Here is a 20,255-nt window from a genome sequence, read left to right as displayed (position 1 = left end):
GCTCACCGCGGGCCGGCGCGTCCCCTCTCCCCGCACCCGCTCTCACCAGGAGTCACGTCCCCATGACCTACTCGACCGCCGCGCCGACCACCGACCGGCCACCGGCCGCCTCACACCACGAGTTGCGCGGTCACCTCGAATCCCTCGCGCGCATCCACCGCGTGCCCGGGGCCCAACTCGCCGTCCACACGGGAACCCACCTCGTCAGCGTGCACACCGGCACGGCCGACGCCCTGACGAACACCGCGTTCACCGCGCGGACGGCCGTCCCCCTGGGTTCCGTCACCAAGGTCGCCACCGCCACCGCCGTCCTGCTCCTCGCCGATGACGGCGACATCGACCTGGACGAGCCCGTCAGCGACCTCCTGCCCGACTTAGCCGGCGAGTTACCCGAAGTGACGGTCCGTCATCTACTGAGTCACACCGCGGGCCTCCCCACCGGACCCGACTCCGACAGCGCCGTCGGCGCCACCGCGTCCCGCTACCTCTCGACCGTCTGGACCGCCCGGAACACCCTCTTCGCACCGGGCACCGGATTCTCGTACTCCAACGCCGGCTACGTCGTCGCCGGCCGCATCCTGTCCGAAGTGACGGGCATGACCTGGCAGGAAGCGGTGACGGCGCTCGTCCTGGAACCCCTGGGCATCGTCCCCGCGTTCCTCGGTGACACCGCCCCCTCCCGGCCGCTCGCCGGCGGCCACGCCCTCAACACGGCCACGGGCCTGGTGCGCCCGGCCCACCAGAACCTCGCCCCGGTGGAAGCCCCCGCCGGAGCCCTGCTGGCCAGCGCCGAGGACCTGGTCACCCTGGGCAGAGCCCTGATCGGCCGATCGCCCGCGCTGCCGGCCGCCGTCGCCGACCGGATGCGCCACCCCGAACCGGCCGCCGACGCCGGTGCGCTGGCGGACTCCTGGGGCCTGGGCCTCGCCCTCTTCCAGCAGGACGGCCGGATGTGGTGGGGCCACGACGGCAACGCCCAGGGCACCTCCTGCCACCTGCGGGCCGACGCCGACACGGGCGTCGTGGTCGCCTTCACCGGCAACGCCGGTGCCGCCACCGCCCTGTGGCGCGACATCGCCGCCGAACTCGCCCGGCTCACCGGCATCCGCGTGCCCACCGGCCCGTCCGCCGGCCCCCGTCGCGGACCCGCCCTGCCCCTCAAGGACTGCGCCGGGACGTACCGCAACGGGGGCATCGAGTACACGGTCAAGCTGGACGGGGACGGCAGGCCGACCCTGTCCGTCGACGGTGACTGCCCCATCCCGCTGGTGTGCTACGCGGACCTGTCCTGCGACCTGGTGGACCCGTCCACCGGCCGGCTCGAACCGGGCGGCCGCTTCCACCGCGACCCGGTCACCGGAGCCATCGACCGGCTGCAGATATCCGGGCGCACCGCGCGCCGAACAGGCACCGGCTGACCGCACCACGCGCCGCATCGCCGTCGTCCGACCGCATCGCCGTCGTCCGACCGCGTCCCGCGCCACCCGTCACGCACCCGCCCCGTATGCGCAGACCCCCGCACCGCTCCGGTGTGCCCGCACGCCGCCCCCGAGCGGTGTGCCGGGTCCGCGCCCCGCCACCGCCCGAAGGACTGCTCCCCGATGACGGACCTGCATGCCCCGCGCCCCGCCACGCCCGCTTCCCCAGCGGCCGGTCCCGTCCCGCCGGCCCGTGCCGACCACGCCACACGGCACGTCCCGCTCGGTGAGGTGTTCACCGGCTGGGCGACGCGGGACCCGCACGCGCCCGCGGTGACCGACGGCCGCCGCACCTGGTCGTACGGCGAACTCGCCCGGCGGGCCGGCCGGCTCGGCGCCCACCTCGCCGCGAACGGCGCCGGACCGGAGCGGACGGTGGCACTGGTCCTGCCGCGCTCGATGGAACTGATCGCCGCCGAGCTGGCCGTGGCCCTGACCGGTGCCGCCTTCCTGCCCGTCGATCCCGACTACCCCGCCGAACGGCGGGAACTGATGCTCGCCGACGTCGCACCGGCCGTCGTCCTGGACGACCGCGACCGGGTCCGCGCACTGCTCGACGACGAGGACCGCGAGGCGGCCGCGCCCGTGCCCCGGGTACTGCCCGACCATGCCGCGTACGTCATCTTCACCTCCGGCTCCACCGGCACCCCCAAGGGCGTCACCGTCACCCACCGGGGCATCGCCGGTTTCACCGCGGCGGCCGCCGAACGCTACGCCGTCGGCCCCGGCGACCGCGTGCTGCAGTTCTCCTCGCCCAGTTTCGACGCCTCCGTGCTGGAGCTGTTCATCTCCGTGCTGTCCGGCGCCACGCTGGTCGTCCCGCCGCACGGGCCCTGGCTGGGCGACGAACTGGCCGCCGTCCTGGCCGAACACCGCATCACTCACACCCTCATACCGCCGGCGGCCCTCGCCACCCTGCCCGACCCGGCGGACCTCGGCGGCCTGCCGTCGCTGCGCACCCTGATCGTCGGTGCCGAGGCGTGCCCGGCCACCCTCGTCGACCGGTGGGCCCCCGGCCGCCGCATGATCAACTCCTACGGGCCGACCGAGGCCACCATCGTCGCCACCTGGACCGGGCCCCTGACCGCCGGCACCGGGACGCCCACCATCGGCGGCCCGCTGCCCGGCACCGAGGCACACGTCCTGGACGCGGCACTGCGCCCGGTGCCGCCGGGCGGCGAGGGCGAGCTGTACGTGGGCGGCGACGGCCTGGCCCGCGGCTACCTCAACCGCCCCGGACTGACCGCGACACGGTTCGTCGCCCACCCCTTCGGGCCGGCCGGCGCCCGTCTCTACCGCACCGGCGACCGGGTACGCCGGCGCGACGACGGCGAGCTGGAGTTCCTCGGCCGCGCCGACCGGCAGGTCAAGGTGCGCGGCTTCCGCATCGAACCCGGCGAGATCGAGGCCGCACTGACCCGGGACCCGCAGGTCCGCGAGGCCGTCGTCGTGGTCCGTGACCAGGACCCGGGCCGCGGCCGGCTCATCGGCTACGTCACCCCCGCCGCCCCCGCCCGCAGACCCGGGCCGGCCCGGCTGCGCGCCGCCCTCGCCGCCGCGCTGCCCGCGCACATGGTGCCCTCCGCGATCGTCGTGCTGGACGCGCTGCCGCTCACCCCGCAGAACAAGATCGACCTCAGGGCACTGCCCGCCCCCGGTGCGGCGCCGACCGAACGGCACGTCGCACCGCGCACCGACGGTGAACGGACCCTCGCCGCCATCTGGGCCGACGTCCTCGGCGTGGACACCGTCGGCATCGACGACGACTTCTTCGACCTCGGCGGCGACTCGATCCTCGCGGCCCGCGTGCTGACCCGCGTCCGGGAGGCGTCCGGCGCCCGGCTCACCCTGCGCGACGTGTTCACCGCGCGGACCATCTCCGCGCTCGCCCCGCTGACCGCCGAGCCGTCCGCGGCCCCGCCGGAGCCGATCCCCGCCGCCCCGCGCTCGGAACCCGTCCCGCTCTCCGGCGCCCAGCGGCGCCTGTGGTTCCTCGACGACCTCACCGACGGCGGCACCGAGTACAACACCGGCGTCGCGCTGCGCCTGCGAGGCCCCCTTGACACGCCTGCCCTGGAACGTGCCCTGCACCGGCTCGCCGCCCGTCACGACTCCCTGCGGACCACCTTCGCCACGGTCGACGGGCAGGGCGTCCAACTCGTCGCTTCCGAGCCGGACCTGCCGCTGCGCACCGCCGACGTCGGGCACGTGCCCGCCGGCCGGCGGGACAGCGCCGTCGAGCGCCTGCTGACCGAGGAACTGCGCCGCCCCCACGACCTGACGTCGGGGCCCCTGACGCGGGCGCTGCTCGTCCGCCGGGCACCCGAGGACCACGTGCTGCTGCTGGCCCAGCACCACATCGTCACCGACGGCTGGTCGGTCGGCGTCCTGACCCGGGACCTGGCCGCCCTCTACCGCGCGGAGGCCACCGGCGAACCCGACGGGCTGCCCGAACAGGCGGTGCAGTACCCGGACTTCGCACTGTGGGAGCGTGGCCGGCACACGGCCGACGCCCACGCCGACGACCTCGCCTACTGGAGACGCCACCTCGCCGGCCTCCAGCAGCTCGAGCTGCCCACCGACCGGCCGCGCCCCGCTGTGCGCACCACCGCGGGCGCCGCCCACCGTCAGGACGTGCCGCGCCCGCTGGTGGACCGGCTGCGGCAGTTTGCCGCGGGCCGCGACACCACTGTCTTCACGGTGTTCGCCGCGGCGGCGGCCGTGCTGTTCGCCCGCTACTCGGGACAGCGGGACGTCGCCTTCGGCACCGTCACCAACGGTCGGGACCGCCGGGAACTCGAGGACGTGACCGGCTTCTTCGCCAACACCGTCGTGCTGCGCGGCGAGGTCGACGACGCCGCCACGGTCGACCGGTTCGTGCAGAGCATGCGCGCGACCGTGCTGGACGCGTTCGCCCACGACGGCGTGCCCTTCGACCGGGTGGTCGAGGAACTGGCCCCGCCCCGCGATCCCAGCCGCACCCCGCTGGTGCAGGCACTGGTGGTCCAGCAGGCCGCCCCCGCCCGGCCGCCGGTCGCCGCGGGAGTGCGCATCGACGACCACCCGCTGCCCCGCCCGGCCGCCCGTTTCGACCTGGTGCTGGAGTTCGCGCCGCGCGCCGACGGCGGGCACGAGCTGACGGTCGAGTACAACACGGACCTGTTCGACGCGGCGACCGTGGCCCGGATGGCCCGGCAACTGCACCACCTGCTCGAAGGGATGGCGGACGGCCCGCAGCGGACGCTGGCCGACCTCCCCCTGCTGTCCGACGACGAGCGGCGCGTGCTCCTCGACTCCTGGAACCCGCCCGCGTCGGGCGGGGACCCGACCGCCGACACCACGCTCCCCGCGCTGTTCGAGGAGCAGGTGACCAGGACGCCCGACCGCACCGCCGTGACCTGCGGCGACGCCCGGCTGGACTACGCCGGCCTGAACCGGCGCGCGAACCGGCTCGCCCGCCTGCTCGTGGCGCGCGGCGCGGGACCGGAGTCCCTGGTCGCGCTGTGCCTGCCGCGCACCGCCGGCCTGCTGCCGGTGCTGTGGGCCGTCCTGAAGTCCGGCGCGGGCTACCTGCCCGTCGACCCCGGCTACCCGGCCGAGCGCATCCGCTTCATGCTCACCGACGCGGCCCCCGCCCTCGTCCTCGCCACCCGGGAGACCGCGCACGCGCTGCCCGAGGACTGCGAGCCGCTGCTGCTGGAGGACGTGGCGCCCTTCGTCACCGACACCACGGCGGACGCGCCGGCCGGCACCGAGGCGGGCCTCGCGGACCCGGCCGGCGCCGAAGCCGGCCTCGCGGACGCCGACCTCACCGACGCCGACCGCAGGGCGCCCCTCCACGCGTCCCATCCCGCCTATGTCATCTACACCTCCGGCTCCACCGGCCGGCCCAAGGGCGTGGTCGTCACCCACGGCAGCGTGGCCGCGCTGGCAGCTTGGGCCCGGGACACGTTCACAGCGCGCGGCTTCTCCCACGTCGTCGCCTCCACCTCCCTCAACTTCGACGTGTCCGTCTTCGAGCTGCTGTGCCCCCTGACGGCCGGCGGCAGCGTCGAGGTGATCGCCGACCTCACCGCGCTGGCCGACCTCACCGACGGTTCCCGGCCGCGCCGGGCCGGACTCCTCAGCGGCGTGCCGTCCGCGCTGTCCCGGGTGTTCGGCGGCGACGGCGCCCTGGAGGCGGACACCGTCGTCCTCGCCGGGGAGGCCCTGCCCGCCCGGACCGTCCGGGACATCAAGGACGCGATGCCCGCGGCCGAGGTGGCGAACCTCTACGGCCCCACCGAGGCCACCGTCTACGCCACCGCCTGGTTCGCCGGCGGCACCGTCCCCGACCAGGCCCCGCCCATAGGCCGTCCCGTCGCCCGCACCCGCGCCTATGTGCTGGACCGTCTGCTGCGCCCCCAGCCGCCCGGCGTCACCGGCGAGCTGTACCTCGGCGGCGGCGGACTCGCACGCGGGTACCTGCACCGCCCCGGCCTGACCGCCGCCCGCTTCGTCGCCGACCCGTTCGGCGCTCCCGGGGAGCGCATGTACCGCACGGGCGACCTGGTGCGCTGGAGCGCGGACGGCGGGCTGGAGTACCTGGGCCGCGTCGACCAGCAGGTCAAGGTGCGCGGCTTCCGCATCGAACTCGGCGAGGTCGAGGAGGCCCTGCGCGGCTGCGCGGGCGTCGCCGAGGCCGCCGCCACCGTCCGCGACGCCGACGGCCACCGCCGCCTCGCCGGGTACGTCGTCCCCGCCCCCGGCGCCACCGTGGAGCCCGAGGCCGTGCGCCGCGCCCTCGGGCGCACGCTGCCCGAGTACATGGTGCCCGCGGCCGTCGTGGTGCTGCCGGTCCTGCCGCTCAACCCCAACGGCAAGCTGGACCGCGGCCGGCTCCCCGACCCGGCGCCCGCCGAACGCGCCGCCCGTCACGTCGCGCCGCGCACCGCCACCGAACGGACCCTCGCCGCCATCTGGGCCGGTGTCCTGCACGTGGAGCGGGTCGGCGCCGACGACAACTTCTTCGCGCTGGGCGGGGACTCCATCCTCAGCATCCAGGTGGTGGCCCAGGCCCGGCAGGCGGGCCTGACGATCAGCTCGCGGGACCTCTACCGGCACCAGACGCTCGCCGCCCTGGCCCGCCGCGCCGACGAGGCCGGCAGCCGGCGCGGGGCCGCTCCGGCCGCCCCCGTCGAGGCCACCGGCGCCGCGCCGCTGACCCCCATCCAGCACTGGCTGTTCGACAGCGCCGCCGAGCGGGCCGGGCACTTCGCCCAGACGCTGTCGCTCGACCTGCCCGCCGACGTCGACGAGAGCGCGCTCCAGGCCGCGCTGGACGACGTGGTCGCCCACCACGACGCGCTGCGGTCCCGCTTCCTCGCCGACGGGGCGGGCGTACGGTGGCTGATCGACGGCCCGGCCGCGCGCTGCCGCCTCACCCGCCACACCGGTCCGGACACCGACGCCCCGCACCTCGGCCCGTACGACCTGGACCGCGGTCCGCTGCTGCGCGCCGTCCTGCACGACCGGGGCGACGGACGGCCGCCCGTCCTGCACCTGTCCGTGCACCACCTCGTCGTGGACGGCGTCTCCTGGCGCCTGCTCCTGGAAGACCTCGACCTCGCCTACCGCGCCCGCCGCGAGGGCCGGGACGGCGCGGCCGCGCTGCCCCGAAAGTCCTCCCCGCTGCGGCAGTGGGCCGAGCGGCTGGCCGCGCACACCGCCGCCGGCGGCTTCGCCGAGGAGAAGGCGTACTGGACCCGGGAGACCGAGGGCGCCGCGGCGGCCCTGCCCACCGACATGGAGGGCGCCAACACCTACGCCTCCCAGCGCTCGGTGACGGTCCGGATCGGCCCCGAGGACACCGACCTGCTGCTGCGAAGACTCCCCGAGACCTACCGCACCCGGGCCAACGACGTCCTGCTCGCCGCGCTCGGCCGGGTGCTGTGCGGCTGGAGCGGGCATGAGCGGGTCCTGGTCGACGTCGAAGGGCACGGCCGCGAGGACCTGTTCGCCGACGTCGACACCAGCCGCACCGTCGGCTGGTTCACCACCCGCCACCCCGTCGCCCTGGCCGTCCCGCCCGAGGCCGGCTGGGACGGCGTGCTCAAGCGGGTCAAGGAACACCTGCGCGCGGTGCCCCGGCACGGCATCGGCCACGGCGCCCTGACCCTGCCGGGCCACGACGGGGCACCGCTCCCGGCGACCGGCGCCCGGATCAGCTTCAACTACCTCGGCCGGTTCGGCCTGTCCGAGACCTCCGGCGAGGGCCTGTTCCGCGGCCCGGCCCGCCCGCTGGAGCTGGACGCCGACCCCGCCTCGACGCGCCCGCACCCCCTGGAGGTGGTGGGGCGGCTCGACGGCGACAGCCTGGAGTTCACCTGGTTCTACTCCGACCGGCTGCACCGCCCGGAGACCGTCGCGGACCTCGCGGAGCGCTACGCCGACGCGCTGGCCGGACTCGCCCGGCACGCGGCCCGTCCCGGCGCCGCCGGACGCACCCCCTCGGACTTCCCGCTGGCGCGGCTCGACCAGGACCACGTCGACCGGATCGCGGGGGAGGACCCGGCGGGCCTGGAGGACGTCCATCCGCTCACGCCCACCCAGGCCGGCATGCTCTTCCACCGGCTCTCCCAGGCCGACCGCGGCGTGTACTTCCAGCAGCTGACGTTCGTCCTGGACGGTGTGCCCGACCCGGCGGTGCTGGCCGACGCCTGGCAGCGGGTCACCGACCGCACCCCGGTGCTGCGCGCGCGGGTGGTGTGGGAGGACGTGCCCGAGCCGCTGCTCGTGGTGCAGCGCCGGGCCGCCGTACCGGTGGAGTCCGCCGACTGGCGCGGCCTGACCGCCGCCGAGCAGGACGAGCGGCTGCGCGGCCTGCTCGACCGGGACCGCGCCCGGGGCGTCGACCTGGTCCGCGCCCCGCTCCAGCGCCTGGTGCTGGCCCGGGTCTCCGACGGCGCGGTGCGCGTCGTGTGGTCCTTCGACCACCTGATCCTGGACGGCTGGAGCCTGTTCCAGGTGCTGTCCGACGTGTTCGCCTGCCACGCGGGCCTGTCCGGCACCGCACCGATGACGCTGCCCGAGCGCCGCCCGTTCCGCGACTACGTCGCCTGGCTGCGGGAGCACACCGACGGCACCGAGGGCGAACGGCACTGGCGGGCCCGCCTGGACGGACTGGCCGAGACGACCGCGCTGCCCTTCGACCGCGAGCCCCGCGAGAGCCACCGCGCGGAGTCCACGGCGGCGGTGCGCGTCACCCTGCCCGAGGCCGTCACCAAGTCCCTGCTGGACGTGGCGAGGACGGCGGGCCTGACGGTCAACACCCTGGTCCAGGGCGCCTGGGCGGTCCTGATGAGCCGCCAGGCAGGCCGCGACGAGGTCGTGTTCGGCACCACCGTGTCCGGACGGCCGCCGGAGCTCCCCGGCTCCGACGCCATCACCGGCCTGTTCATCGCCACCCTGCCCACCCGCGTGCGGGTGCCGCGCGACGAGCCGCTGCTCACCTGGCTGGCCCGGCTCCAGCAGGAGCAGAGCGAGGACCGCCGCCACGACCACGTGCCGCTGCACCGGATGACGGCCTACACCGGCCTGCCCGAGCGGGCCGCCCTGTTCGACAGCATCGTGGTGTTCGAGAACTACCCGGTGGACGACGACCTCGCCGCCGCGCACGGCCTCGGGCTGACCTGCCTGGAGGGGATCGAGACCACCAACTACCCGCTCAGCCTGGTCGCCTACCCCGGCGCGGAGCTCGCCCTGCGCCTCGGCTACGACCCGGACCTGTTCGACGCCGCCACCGTCGAGCGGATGGCCGAGTACCTCACCGTCCTGCTGGAGGGCTTCGCCACCACCCCGCGGTCCACCCCCGCCCGGCTGTCCCTGCTGACGGCCGCCCGCCGCGAGCAGGTGCTGCACACCTGGAACGACACGGCCACCGACACGCCCGTCACGACCACCGCGGACCTCTTCGCCGCCCAGGTGGAACGCACCCCGGACGCCGTCGCCCTGCTGGCCGGCGACGAGCGGCTGACCTACCGCGACCTCGACGCCCGGGCGGGTGCCCTGGCCGGCCGGCTGGCCGCGCTCGGCGTGCGCCCCGAGGTCGCCGTCGGCGTGCTCATGGACCGCTCGACCGCCCTCGTCGTCGCCCAGCTCGCCCTCGCCCGTCTCGGTGGCGTGTACGTCCCGCTCGACGGCCGGGCCCCCGCCGACCGGCTGCGCACCATGCTCGCCGAGGCCGGCGCCGCCCTGCTCCTCACGGACGCCGGGTGGCACGCGACGGCCGCGGACCTCCTCCCCGAAGGACACGTCCTGCGCCCGGACCTGGACACCGAAGGGCCCACCGCGGACCTCGCCGCCGTGCCGCGCGTGCACCCGGACAACGTCCAGTACCTCATGTTCACCTCCGGCTCCACCGGCAACCCCAAGGGCGTGGCCGTACGACAGCGGGACGTCGCCGCGCTCGCCCTCGACCGTGCCTTCGCGAGCCACGACCGCGTCCTCGTGCACTCACCGCACGCCTTCGACGCCTCCACCTACGAGCTGTGGGTGCCCCTGCTGCGCGGCGGCACGGCCGTCCTCGCCCCGCCCGGGGAACTGGACGCCGCCGCCGTACGCCACGCGATCACCGAACAGGGCGTCAGCAGCCTGTTCATGACGATCGGCCTGTTCCGCCTGTTCGCCCAGGAGGACCCCGCCTGCCTGCGCGGCGCCCGCGAGGTGTGGACAGGCGGCGAGGCCGTGCCCGGCGCCGCCGTACGGCGCGTGCTGGACGCCTGCCCCGACCTCACCGTCGTCGACGTGTACGGCCCCACCGAGACCACCACCTTCGCCACCCGCCGGCCCTTCCACGCCGGTGACACCCTGCCCGCGGCGCTCCCCATCGGCCGCCCCCTCGACGACACCCGCGCCTACGTCCTGGACGGCGCCCTCCAGCCGCAGCCACCGGGCGTGCCGGGTGAGTTGTACCTCGCGGGCGCCGGACTGGCCCGCGGCTACACCGGCCGCCCCGGCGCCACCGCGGCCCGCTACCTGGCCGACCCCTACGGACCACCCGGCGGACGGATGTACCGCACCGGCGACATCGTGCGCTGGAGCGCCGACGGCGATCTGCACTTCGTGGGCCGCGCCGACGACCAGATCAAGATCCGCGGCTTCCGCGTCGAGCCCGCCGAGATCGAGGCCCGGCTCACCGCCCACCCGGCGATCGCCGAGGCGGTGGTGTCGGTGTCCCGGCACGAGGGACGCAAACGCCTGGTCGCGCACCTGGTGCCGGCCCCCGGCGCCGCCGTGCCGCAGACGGCCGAACTGCGCGCCCACGTGGCCGCCGAGCTGCCCGACTACATGGTCCCGGCCGCGTTCGTCCCCCTCGCCGAGCTTCCCCTGACCACCAACGGCAAGGTCGACCGGCGCCGGCTGCCCGCCCCCGAGTGGTCGGCGGCCGCCGACAGCGCCTACCGCGCGCCGCGCACCGAGGCCGAGCAGGTGCTCGCCGGCATCTGGGCCGACCTGTTGGGCGTGGAACGCGTCGGCCTCGACGACCACTTCTTCATGCTGGGCGGCGACTCGATCGTCAGCATCCAGGTCGTCTCCCGGGCCCGCGCCGCCGGGCTCGCGCTGACCCCGAGGGACCTGTTCCGCCACCCCACGCTCGCCGCCCTGGCCGCCGCCTCGAGCGGCGCCGCCGCGACCGTCGCCGGCACCGGGCCGGTCGCGGGCGAGGTGCCCCTCACCCCGATCCAGCACTGGTTCCTCGACGCCGAGCCGCCGCACCCGGAGTACTTCAACCAGTCGGTGGTGGTCGAGACCGGTGAGGACGTGGACCCGGCCGCACTGCACGCCGCCCTGGCCGCGCTGTGGTCCCATCACGACGCACTGCGTGCCCGCTTCACCCGTTCGACGGACGGCACCTGGCGCCAGGAGTACGCCTCCGCGGACGCCGACGTGCCGGAGCTGCTGCGGGTGCACGACCTGAGCGGCCAGGACACCGACGCGGCCGCGCAGGCCGAGGCCCGCCTCACCCACGAGGCGCACACCGGCTTCCGGCTGGACACCGGGCCGCTGATCACCGCGCGCCTCTTCACCGGCGGCGGCCGGCCACCGCGCCTGCTGCTGACGGCCCACCACCTGATCGTCGACGGCGTCTCCTGGCGCGTCCTGCTGGAGGACCTGGAGACCGCCTACCGGCAGGCCGGGAACGGCGAGCCGGTCCGGCTGCCGCAGCGCACCACGTCCGTGCGGGAGTGGGTGCGGCGGCTCACCGCACGCACCGGCGAGGCCGGCCTCGCCGCGCAGCGCGCCCACTGGGCCGACGTCTCCCGGCACTGCGCCGCACCCCTGCCCGAGGACCTCGACGGCGGCAACACGGTCGCCGACCTGCGCGCCGTGACCGTACGCCTGGACCGGCGGCGCACCGAGGACCTCCTGCGCAAGGTCCCCGGCGTGTACCGCACCCGCGTCGACGACGTCCTGCTGACCGCACTCGGCCGCGTGCTGGCCGACTGGACCGGCCGGAGCACCGTCGCGGTGGACCTGGAGGGGCACGGGCGCGAGGACCAGCACTTCGACGACCTCGACCTGTCCCGCACGGTCGGCTGGTTCACTAGCCTCTTCCCGGTCGTCCTCGACCTGCCCGACGCCGACTGGGGCACCGTGCTGAAGGCCGTGAAGGAACAGCTGCGGGCCGTGCCCGACCGGGGACTCGGCTACGGCGCGCTGCGCCACCTCGCGGGCGACGGACACCTCGCCGGAGCACCGCTGCCCGGCATCAGCTTCAACTACCTCGGACGGTTCGACTGGTCCGCCGCCGACGCCGAGCTGGTCCGGGCCGTGCCCGGCGGCCTGGACGGCGCGGAGGACCCCGGCGCGCCCCGGCCGCACCTGCTGGACGTGGTGGCCCGCGTCGAGGACGACCAGCTGGAGATCACCTGGCACTACAGCGGCGGCCGCCACCGTGAGAAGACCGTCGCCTCCCTCGCCGGGGGCATGCTGCGGTCCCTGGAGGAGATCGTCGCGCACTGCGCCACCCCGCGGGCCGGCGGCCGCACGCCGTCGGACTTCCCGCTGACCAGGCTCGACCAGGCCGCCGTGGACCGGGTCGTGGGCGACGGCCGGGGCGTCGAGGACGTGTATCCGCTGACCCCGATGCAGGCGGGCATGCTGTTCCACAGCCTGCTGGACCCGCAGGGCCGCACCTACGTCAACCAGGTGCAGGTCGTCCTGCACGGCGTCACCGACCCGCACGCCCTCGCCGCGGCCTGGCAGGACACGGCGGACGCCAACGCGATCCTGCGCACCCGCCTGGTGTGGCAGGAGACGGCCGAACCCCTCCAGGTGGTGGAGAAGCGGGCCGCCGTGCCCGTCACCCACCACGACTGGACCGGCTGGAGCGCCGAGCGCCGCGCACGCGAGACGGACGCGCTGCTCGCCGCGGACCGCGAGGCCGGCATCGACCTCGGCGCGGCGCCCCTGATGCGGCTCGCGCTGATCAAGCTGGCACCGGACCGGGTGCGCATGGTGTGGACGTTCCACCACGTGCTGCTCGACGGCTGGAGCGCGGCCCAGGTGTTCGACGAGGTGTGCGAGCGGTACGCGGCCCGGACCGGCGGCCGCCGCCCGCAGGTACCCGACCGGGCCCCCTTCGCCCGCTACCTGGAGTGGCTGGCCGGCCAGGACACCGCGCGCGCGGAACGGCACTGGCGCGACACCCTCGCCGGGTTCGCCGTGCCCACCGAACTGCCCCGCGACCGGCGCCCCGCCGACACCCACGGCGCGTCCTCGTCGGGCACGGTGCGGGTGGCCCTCGGCACGGAGGTGTCGGCACGGCTCAGGGACACCGCCCAACGGGCCGGACTGACCGTCAACACGGTGCTCCAGGGCGCCTGGGGCCTGCTGCTGCACCACTACGGCGGCGGCGACGACGTCGTCTTCGGCACGACCGTGTCGGGCCGCCCGGCCGAACTGCCCGGCGTGACCTCGATGGTCGGCCTGTTCATCAACACCCTGCCCACCCGGCTGCGCGTCGACCTGCGGCGCCCGGTGCTGGAGTGGCTGCGGGAACTGCAGGCCGCCCAGTCCGAGTCGCGCCGCCACGACTTCGTGTCCCTCGCCCAGCTCCAGTCGTGGAGCGACGTCCCGGGCGGCACCGGCCTGTTCGACAGCATCGTCGTCTTCGAGAACTATCCGTTCGACGCGGGCGCCCTGGCCCGGCACGGACTCGCCGTCGAGCAGGAACGCGACGTCGAGCCGACCAGCTACGCGCTCAGCGTGGTCGTCGCCCCCGGCGACGACGTCACCGTGAGCCTCGACTACGACCCGGCCGCCTTCGACGCGGCCACCGTCGAGGGGATCGGCGCGAGCCTGCGCACACTCCTGACACAGTTCGCCGCCGACGCCGACCGCAGCCTGGCGGATCTGGCACTGCTCGAACCGGCCGACGGACGCCGCCTGCTGGACCGCCTCGCCGGACCGGGCGCCGAGCTCCCCCGGCGCACCCTTCCGGACGCCTTCGCGGCCCAGGTGGCCCGCACCCCCGACGCGCCCGCCGTCAGCTCGGGCACCCACCACCTCACGCACCGGCAGCTCGACGAGCGCGTCAACCGGCTCGCCCGCCTGCTGATCGAGGCGGGGGCGGGGCCGGAGCGGTTCGTCGCCCTGGCCCTGCCCCGCACCGCCGACCTGGTCGTGGCGCTCCTCGCGGTCCTCAAGAGCGGCGCCGCCTACCTGCCGGTCGACCCGGGATATCCGGCGGAGCGCATCGCGTTCCTCTTCGACGACGTACGCCCCGACGCGGTGATCACCAGCGCGGAGACCTCCGCACGGCTGCCGGAGGGCCCGTACACGCGGATCGCCCTGGACGACCCGGGCTGGGCGGCCCGGCTGGCCGCCGCCTCCGCCGCGCCCGTCGGCGACGGCGAGCGGCGCGCCAGGCTGCTGCCGGACCACCCCGCCTACGTCATCCACACCTCCGGCTCCACGGGCCGGCCCAAGGGCGTCGTCGTCCCGCACGCCTCCGTGGTGGCGCTGACCGACTGGGCCGCCGCCGAGTTCACCGGCCGCGGACTCGCCCACGTGGTGGCGTCCACCTCGCTCAACTTCGACGTGTCGGTGTTCGAGATCTTCTCGCCGCTGCTGGCGGGCGGCCGGGTGGAGGTCGTCCGGGACCTGCTGGCCCTGGCCGAGCGGTCCGAACCCTGGCGGGCGGGGCTGCTCAGCGCCGTGCCGTCCGCCCTCGGCCGGCTCCTGGCCGAGGACACCGTGCACGTGGTCGCCGACACCGTCGTCCTGGCCGGCGAGGCGCTGCCCGCCCACGCCGTCCAGCAGGTGCGTGCGGCGGTCCCCGGCTGCCGGGTGATGAACGTCTACGGCCCGACCGAGGCCACCGTCTACGCCACCGCCTTCACCTGCGACCCGGCCGACCCCGACCGCGTCCCGCCCATCGGCCGGCCCGTCGGCGGCGCCCGCGCCTACGTCCTGGACGCCCGCATGCGGCCCGTCCCCGTCGGGGCGCCCGGCGAGCTGTACCTCGCCGGGACCGGGGTGGCCCGCGGCTACCTGAACCGGCCCGGCCTGACCGCCGGCCGCTTCCTCGCCGACCCCTTCGGCCCGCCCGGCAGCCGCATGTACCGCACCGGCGACCTGGTCCGCTGGAGCGCCGACGGCGACCTGCTGTACCTGGGCCGCACCGACGACCAGGTGAAGGTGCGCGGCTTCCGTATCGAGCTGGGCGAGCTGGAAGCCGCGTTGGCCCGGCACCCGCAGGTCGCCGCGGCCGCCGCCCGCGTCGTGGAGCACGACGGCCACAAGCGCCTCGTCGGCTACGCCGTGCCCCGCGACGGCGACCTCCCGGCGCCGGCCGAACTGCGCGCCTTCCTCGCCCGCACCCTGCCCGACCACCTGGTCCCGGCGGCCGTGGTGCCCCTGGAGCGGCTGCCGCTGGGCGCCACCGGCAAGCTGGACCGGCGTGCCCTGCCCGAACCGGTGTGGTCCGCGGCCGCCACCCCGCAGGGCACCCGCCCGCCGAGCACCCCGACCGAGCAGACCCTCGCCGCGATCTGGGCGCAGGTGCTCGGCGTGCCCGACGTGGGCGCCACGGACAACTATTTCGCCCTTGGCGGGGACTCCATCCTCGGCATCCAGATCGTCTCCGCGGCCCGCCGCGCCGGGCTGACCCTGACGCCCCGTCACCTGTTCGCCCACCAGACGATCGCCGAGCTCGCCGCCGCGGTCGACACCTCACCGGCCGGCCCCGCCACCGCCACCGCCGAGCGGGGCCCCGTCGTCGGCGACGTCCCCCTCACGCCCGTGCAGCACTGGCTGTTCGACACCCTCACCGGCGACCCGGCCCGCTTCACCCAGGCGGTCTCCTTCGAGGTGGCGCCCGGCACCGACGAGGCACTCCTGCGCGCCGCGCTCGCGGCCGTCCTGGAGCAGCACGACGCGCTGCGCATGCGCTACGAGCCCGTGGGCGACGGCGGGTGGCGGCAGGTGGGCACCCCGCCCGGCGCCGCACCGCACCTGGAGGTGCACCGCGCCCCGGAGGAACCGGCCGACGTGGCCGCCGGGTTGTGCTCCGGCTTCGACCTGGCGGACGGGCCCCTGCTGAAGGCCGCCCTGTGCCACCGGGACGGCGACCTGCCGCCCGTGCTGCTGCTGGCCGCCCACCACCTGGTCGTCGACGCGGTGTCCTGGCGGGTGATCCTCGAAGACCTCGAGGCCGCCCACCGGGCCCTGCTCACCGGCGGCACACCCGACCTGGGTGCCAAGACGACCTCGTTCCGCGACTGGGCCAGGCGCCTGGCCGCGCACACCGCCGACGGCGGCTTCGACGACGAGGTCGCCCACTGGAGCGCCCTGCTCCCCACCGACCTGCCGACCGATCTGCCCGGAGGCAACACCGCCGCCGACGAGGCGACCGTGACCGTGGGCCTCGGCGCCGAGGAGACCCGGCGCCTGCTGACGGAGGTGCCCGACGTCTATCGCACCCGTGTCAACGACGTCCTGCTGACCGCCCTCGGCCGGGTCCTCGCCCGCTGGACGGAGCAGGACCGGGTGGTGGTCGCCCTGGAGGGCCACGGCCGCGAGGACCTCTTCGACGGCGTCGACCTCTCCCGCACCGTCGGCTGGTTCACCACCGTGTTCCCCGTCGGCCTCGACGTGCCCCGCGACGCCGGCCTCGGCACCGCGCTGAAGACCGTCAAGGAGAACCTGCGGGCCGTACCGCGCGGGGGAGTGGGCTACGGCGCCCTGCGCCACCTGCACCCGACGGCGGGAGCAGGGCTGCCCGCCCTGCCGCAGATCGGCTTCAACTACCTCGGCCGGCAGGACCGGGACACCGGCGGGGACGGCCTGCTGCGGGCGCCCTACGAGGGCCTGACCGGCGGCATGGACCGCTCGGCGGAGCGCCCACACCTCATCGACGTGCTCGGGCAGGTCACCGACGAGCGCCTGGAGTTCACCTGGTCGTACTCCCGCGCGGTGCACCGGCCGGAGACGGTCGCCCGTCTCGCCGAGGAGACGGCGGAGGAACTGCGCCGGATCGTCGCGCACTGCGCCGGACCCGGCGCGGGGGGCCGCACCCCGTCCGACTTCCCGCTGGCCGCCCTGGACCAGGCGGCCGTCGACCGGCTCGTCGGCGACGGCCGGGACGTGACGGACGTCTACCCGCTCACCCCCACCCAGACCGGCATGGTCGTGCACGGCATGGACGAGCCCGGCGAGGGCCTCTACGTCGAGCAGATCACCTTCGTCGCCGACGGCGTGCGCGACCCCGCGCTGCTCGCGGACGCCTGGCAGCACGTCGTGGACGCCACGCCCGTGCTGCGCACCGCCGTCGCCCTGACCGGGGTCCCGGTGCCGCTGCAGACCGTGCATCGCGACGTCCGCCTGCCCGTCACCCGGCTCGACTGGAGCGGCCTGGGCCCGGCGGAGCAGGAGGGCGCACTGCGGCGCCTGCTCGACGAGGACCGCGCCCGCGGCATCGACCTGGGCCGCCCCCCGCTGCTGCGCGTCACCCTGATCCGGCTCGGCCCGGACGAGGTGCGCGTGGTGTGGACCTTCCACCACGTCCTGCTGGACGGCTGGAGCGTCTTCCACGTGCTGTCGGACGTCCTCCAGGCACACGCCGCGCTCGCCACCGGGTCCGAGCCCCGCCTGCCGGTCCGGCGGCCGTTCGCCGACTACGCCGCCTGGCTGGCCGGCCGGGACGGGGCCGCCGCCGAGGAACACTGGAAGACCGCCCTCGCCGGGTACGCCGCACCGACCCCGCTGCCGTACGACCGCAGGCCCGCCCCGGGCGCCGCCGCCCGGTCGGGCACCTGGCTGTCGCAGCGGCTCGACGCGGCCGGCACCGCCCGCCTGACCGACTTCGCCCGCCGCCACCGGCTCACCCTCAACACCCTCGTCCAGGGCGCCTGGGCACTGCTGCTGGCCCGCTCCGGCGGCGGGCGGGACGTGTGCTTCGGGACCACGGTCTCCGGGCGGCCCGCCGACCTGCCGGGCGCGGACACCATCACCGGCCTGTTCATCACCACCCTGCCCGCGCGGGTCACCGTGGACGAGTCCACGCCGTGCCCCGCCTGGCTGCGGGAGGTGCAGGCCGCCCGCGCCGAGGACCGGCGCTACGACCACGTGCCGCTCACCGACCTCCACCAGTGGAGCGAACTGCCCGCCGGAACCGCCCTGTTCGACAGCCTCCTGGTGTTCGAGAACTACCCGGTCGGCGACGCCACCGCCGGAGCGCACGGCGTGCACGTGCACGGACTGGACGCCCGCGAGGCGACCAACTACCCCCTCACCGTGGTGATCTCGCCCGGCGACGAGCTGACCGTGGAACTCGGCTACGACCCGCGATACTTCGACGAGGCCACCGCCGACGCCCTGGCCGCGCGGCTGGTGCACACCCTGACCGCCCTGGCCGCCTCCGGCGACGAGGCGCCGCTGGGGGCGGTGGACGTGCTGCCCCCGGCCGAACGGGACCGGCTGCTGCACGGCCCCGCCCGCCCGCACCAAGCGCCGCCGCCCCCGACGACGCTGCCCGCGCTGATCGAGGCCGCCGTCGACCGGTGGCCGGACGGACTCGCCCTCGAAGCGGGAGAGTCGACGCTCACCTTCGCGGAGGCGGAGGCCCGCGCCAACCGGCTGGCGCACCGGCTCGTCGCCCGCGGGGCTGGGCCGGGTGACATCGTCGCGCTGGTCCTGCCGCGCTCGGCGGACATGGTCCTCGCCCAGCTCGCCGTGGCGAAGGCGGGCGCCGCGTTCCTCCCGGTGGACCCGGGCTACCCGGCCGAGCGGGTCGCGCTGATGCTGCGCGACGCGCGGCCCGCCGTCACCCTGACCGCCGAGGAGGTCGCCGGCCTGCTCGCCGCACCGCCCGACGGCACGCCGGACCACCGGCCCACCGACGCCGACCGCGTGCGCCCGCTGCACCACGACGACCCGGCGTACGTCATCTACACCTCCGGTTCCACCGGCGCCCCGAAGGGCGTCGTCGTCACGCACCGGGGACTGGCCGCGTTCGCCGCCGCCGAGGCCGCGCACTACCAGGTCGGCGCCGGGGACCGCGTCCTGGCCTTCGCCACGCCCAGCTTCGACGCCTCCGTGCTGGAGCTGTGCATGTCCCTGCCGCACGGCGCGGCCCTCGTCGTACCGCCGCCCGGACCGCTGCTCGGCGACGAACTCGCCGCCGTCCTGCGCGACGCGCGCATCACGCACACCCTGCTGCCGCCCGCCGCGCTCGCCACCCTCCCGCCGGACACCCCCGGCACCCTGCCCGACCTGCACACCCTGATCGTCGGCGCGGACGCCTGCCGGGCCGAACTGGTGGCCCGCTGGGCACCCCACCACCGCATGATCAACTCCTACGGGCCCACCGAGGCCACCGTCGTCGCCACCTGGTCCGACCCGCTCGCACCGGACGGCGAGGCACCGCCCATCGGCCGCGCCCTGCCCGCCACCGCCGCCTACGTCCTCGACGCGCGCCTGCGCCCCGTCCCCGACGGCGTGCCCGGCGAACTGTGGCTCGCCGGACCGGCCCTGGCCCGCGGCTACCTGGGCCGCCCGGGCCTGACGGCGACGCGCTTCACCGCCGACCCGTTCGGCCCGCCCGGCGCCCGCATGTACCGCACCGGCGACCTGGTCCGCCGCGACGCCCGCGGCGAACTGCACTACCTGGGCCGCACCGACCACCAGCTCAAGCTGCGCGGCCACCGCATCGAGGCCGGCGAGGTGGAGGCGACCCTGGTGCGCCACCCGGCGGTCCTGGACGCCGTGGTGAGCGTGCGGGAGGACGAACCGGGGCTGCCGCGCCTGGTGGCCCACGTGCTCGTCGCCCCCGACGCCGAACCGCCCGCCGGCGCCGAGCTGCGGGCCCTCGCCGCCCGCATCCTGCCCGGACCCATGGTGCCCTCGGCGTTCGTGACGATGGACCGCTTCCCGCTCACGGAGAACGGCAAGACCGACCGGTCCGCGCTGCCCGCCCCCGTCCCGGAGACACGGCAGCCCGACGCCGCGCACGTACCGCCCCGCACACCCACCGAGGAGGCCGTCGCCGCCCTGTGGGAGGAGGCCCTGGAGACCGCCGTCGGCGCCGAGGACGACTTCTTCGCCCTGGGCGGCGACTCCCTGCGGGCCCTGCTCATCGCCTCCCGCGCCAACGACGCCTTCGGCGTGCACCTCACGCCCCGCGACGTCCTGGTGGGCCGCACCGTCGCCGCCCTGGCGGACCTGGTGGAGGAACAGGTGCTGAGCGAACTCGAAGACGCCGCACGCGGCGACAGCGACCACGAAGAACGGTGA

General features: G+C 76.0%; 2 protein-coding genes. Both read left to right on the top strand.

The window, feature by feature from the left end; genetic code table 11:
* Window positions 1–62 precede the first annotated feature (62 nt).
* The gene (locus ELQ39_RS02895; protein ID WP_190001992.1) at window positions 63–1,418 is read left to right on the top strand and encodes a serine hydrolase domain-containing protein; all 1,356 of its coding nucleotides are present in this window, start codon (window positions 63–65) and stop codon (window positions 1,416–1,418) included.
* 183 nt (window positions 1,419–1,601) lie between these two features.
* Entirely contained in the window at window positions 1,602–20,255 is an 18,654-nt protein-coding gene (locus ELQ39_RS02890) for a non-ribosomal peptide synthetase (RefSeq protein WP_242590879.1), read from the top strand.

It is taken from the genome of Streptomyces sp. GB4-14 (assembly GCF_022696125.1).
GTDB classification, from domain to species: Bacteria; Actinomycetota; Actinomycetes; order Streptomycetales; family Streptomycetaceae; genus Streptomyces; species Streptomyces werraensis.
Note: the sequence above shows the minus strand (reverse complement) of the source record. Positions and strands in the feature narration are given on the sequence as shown.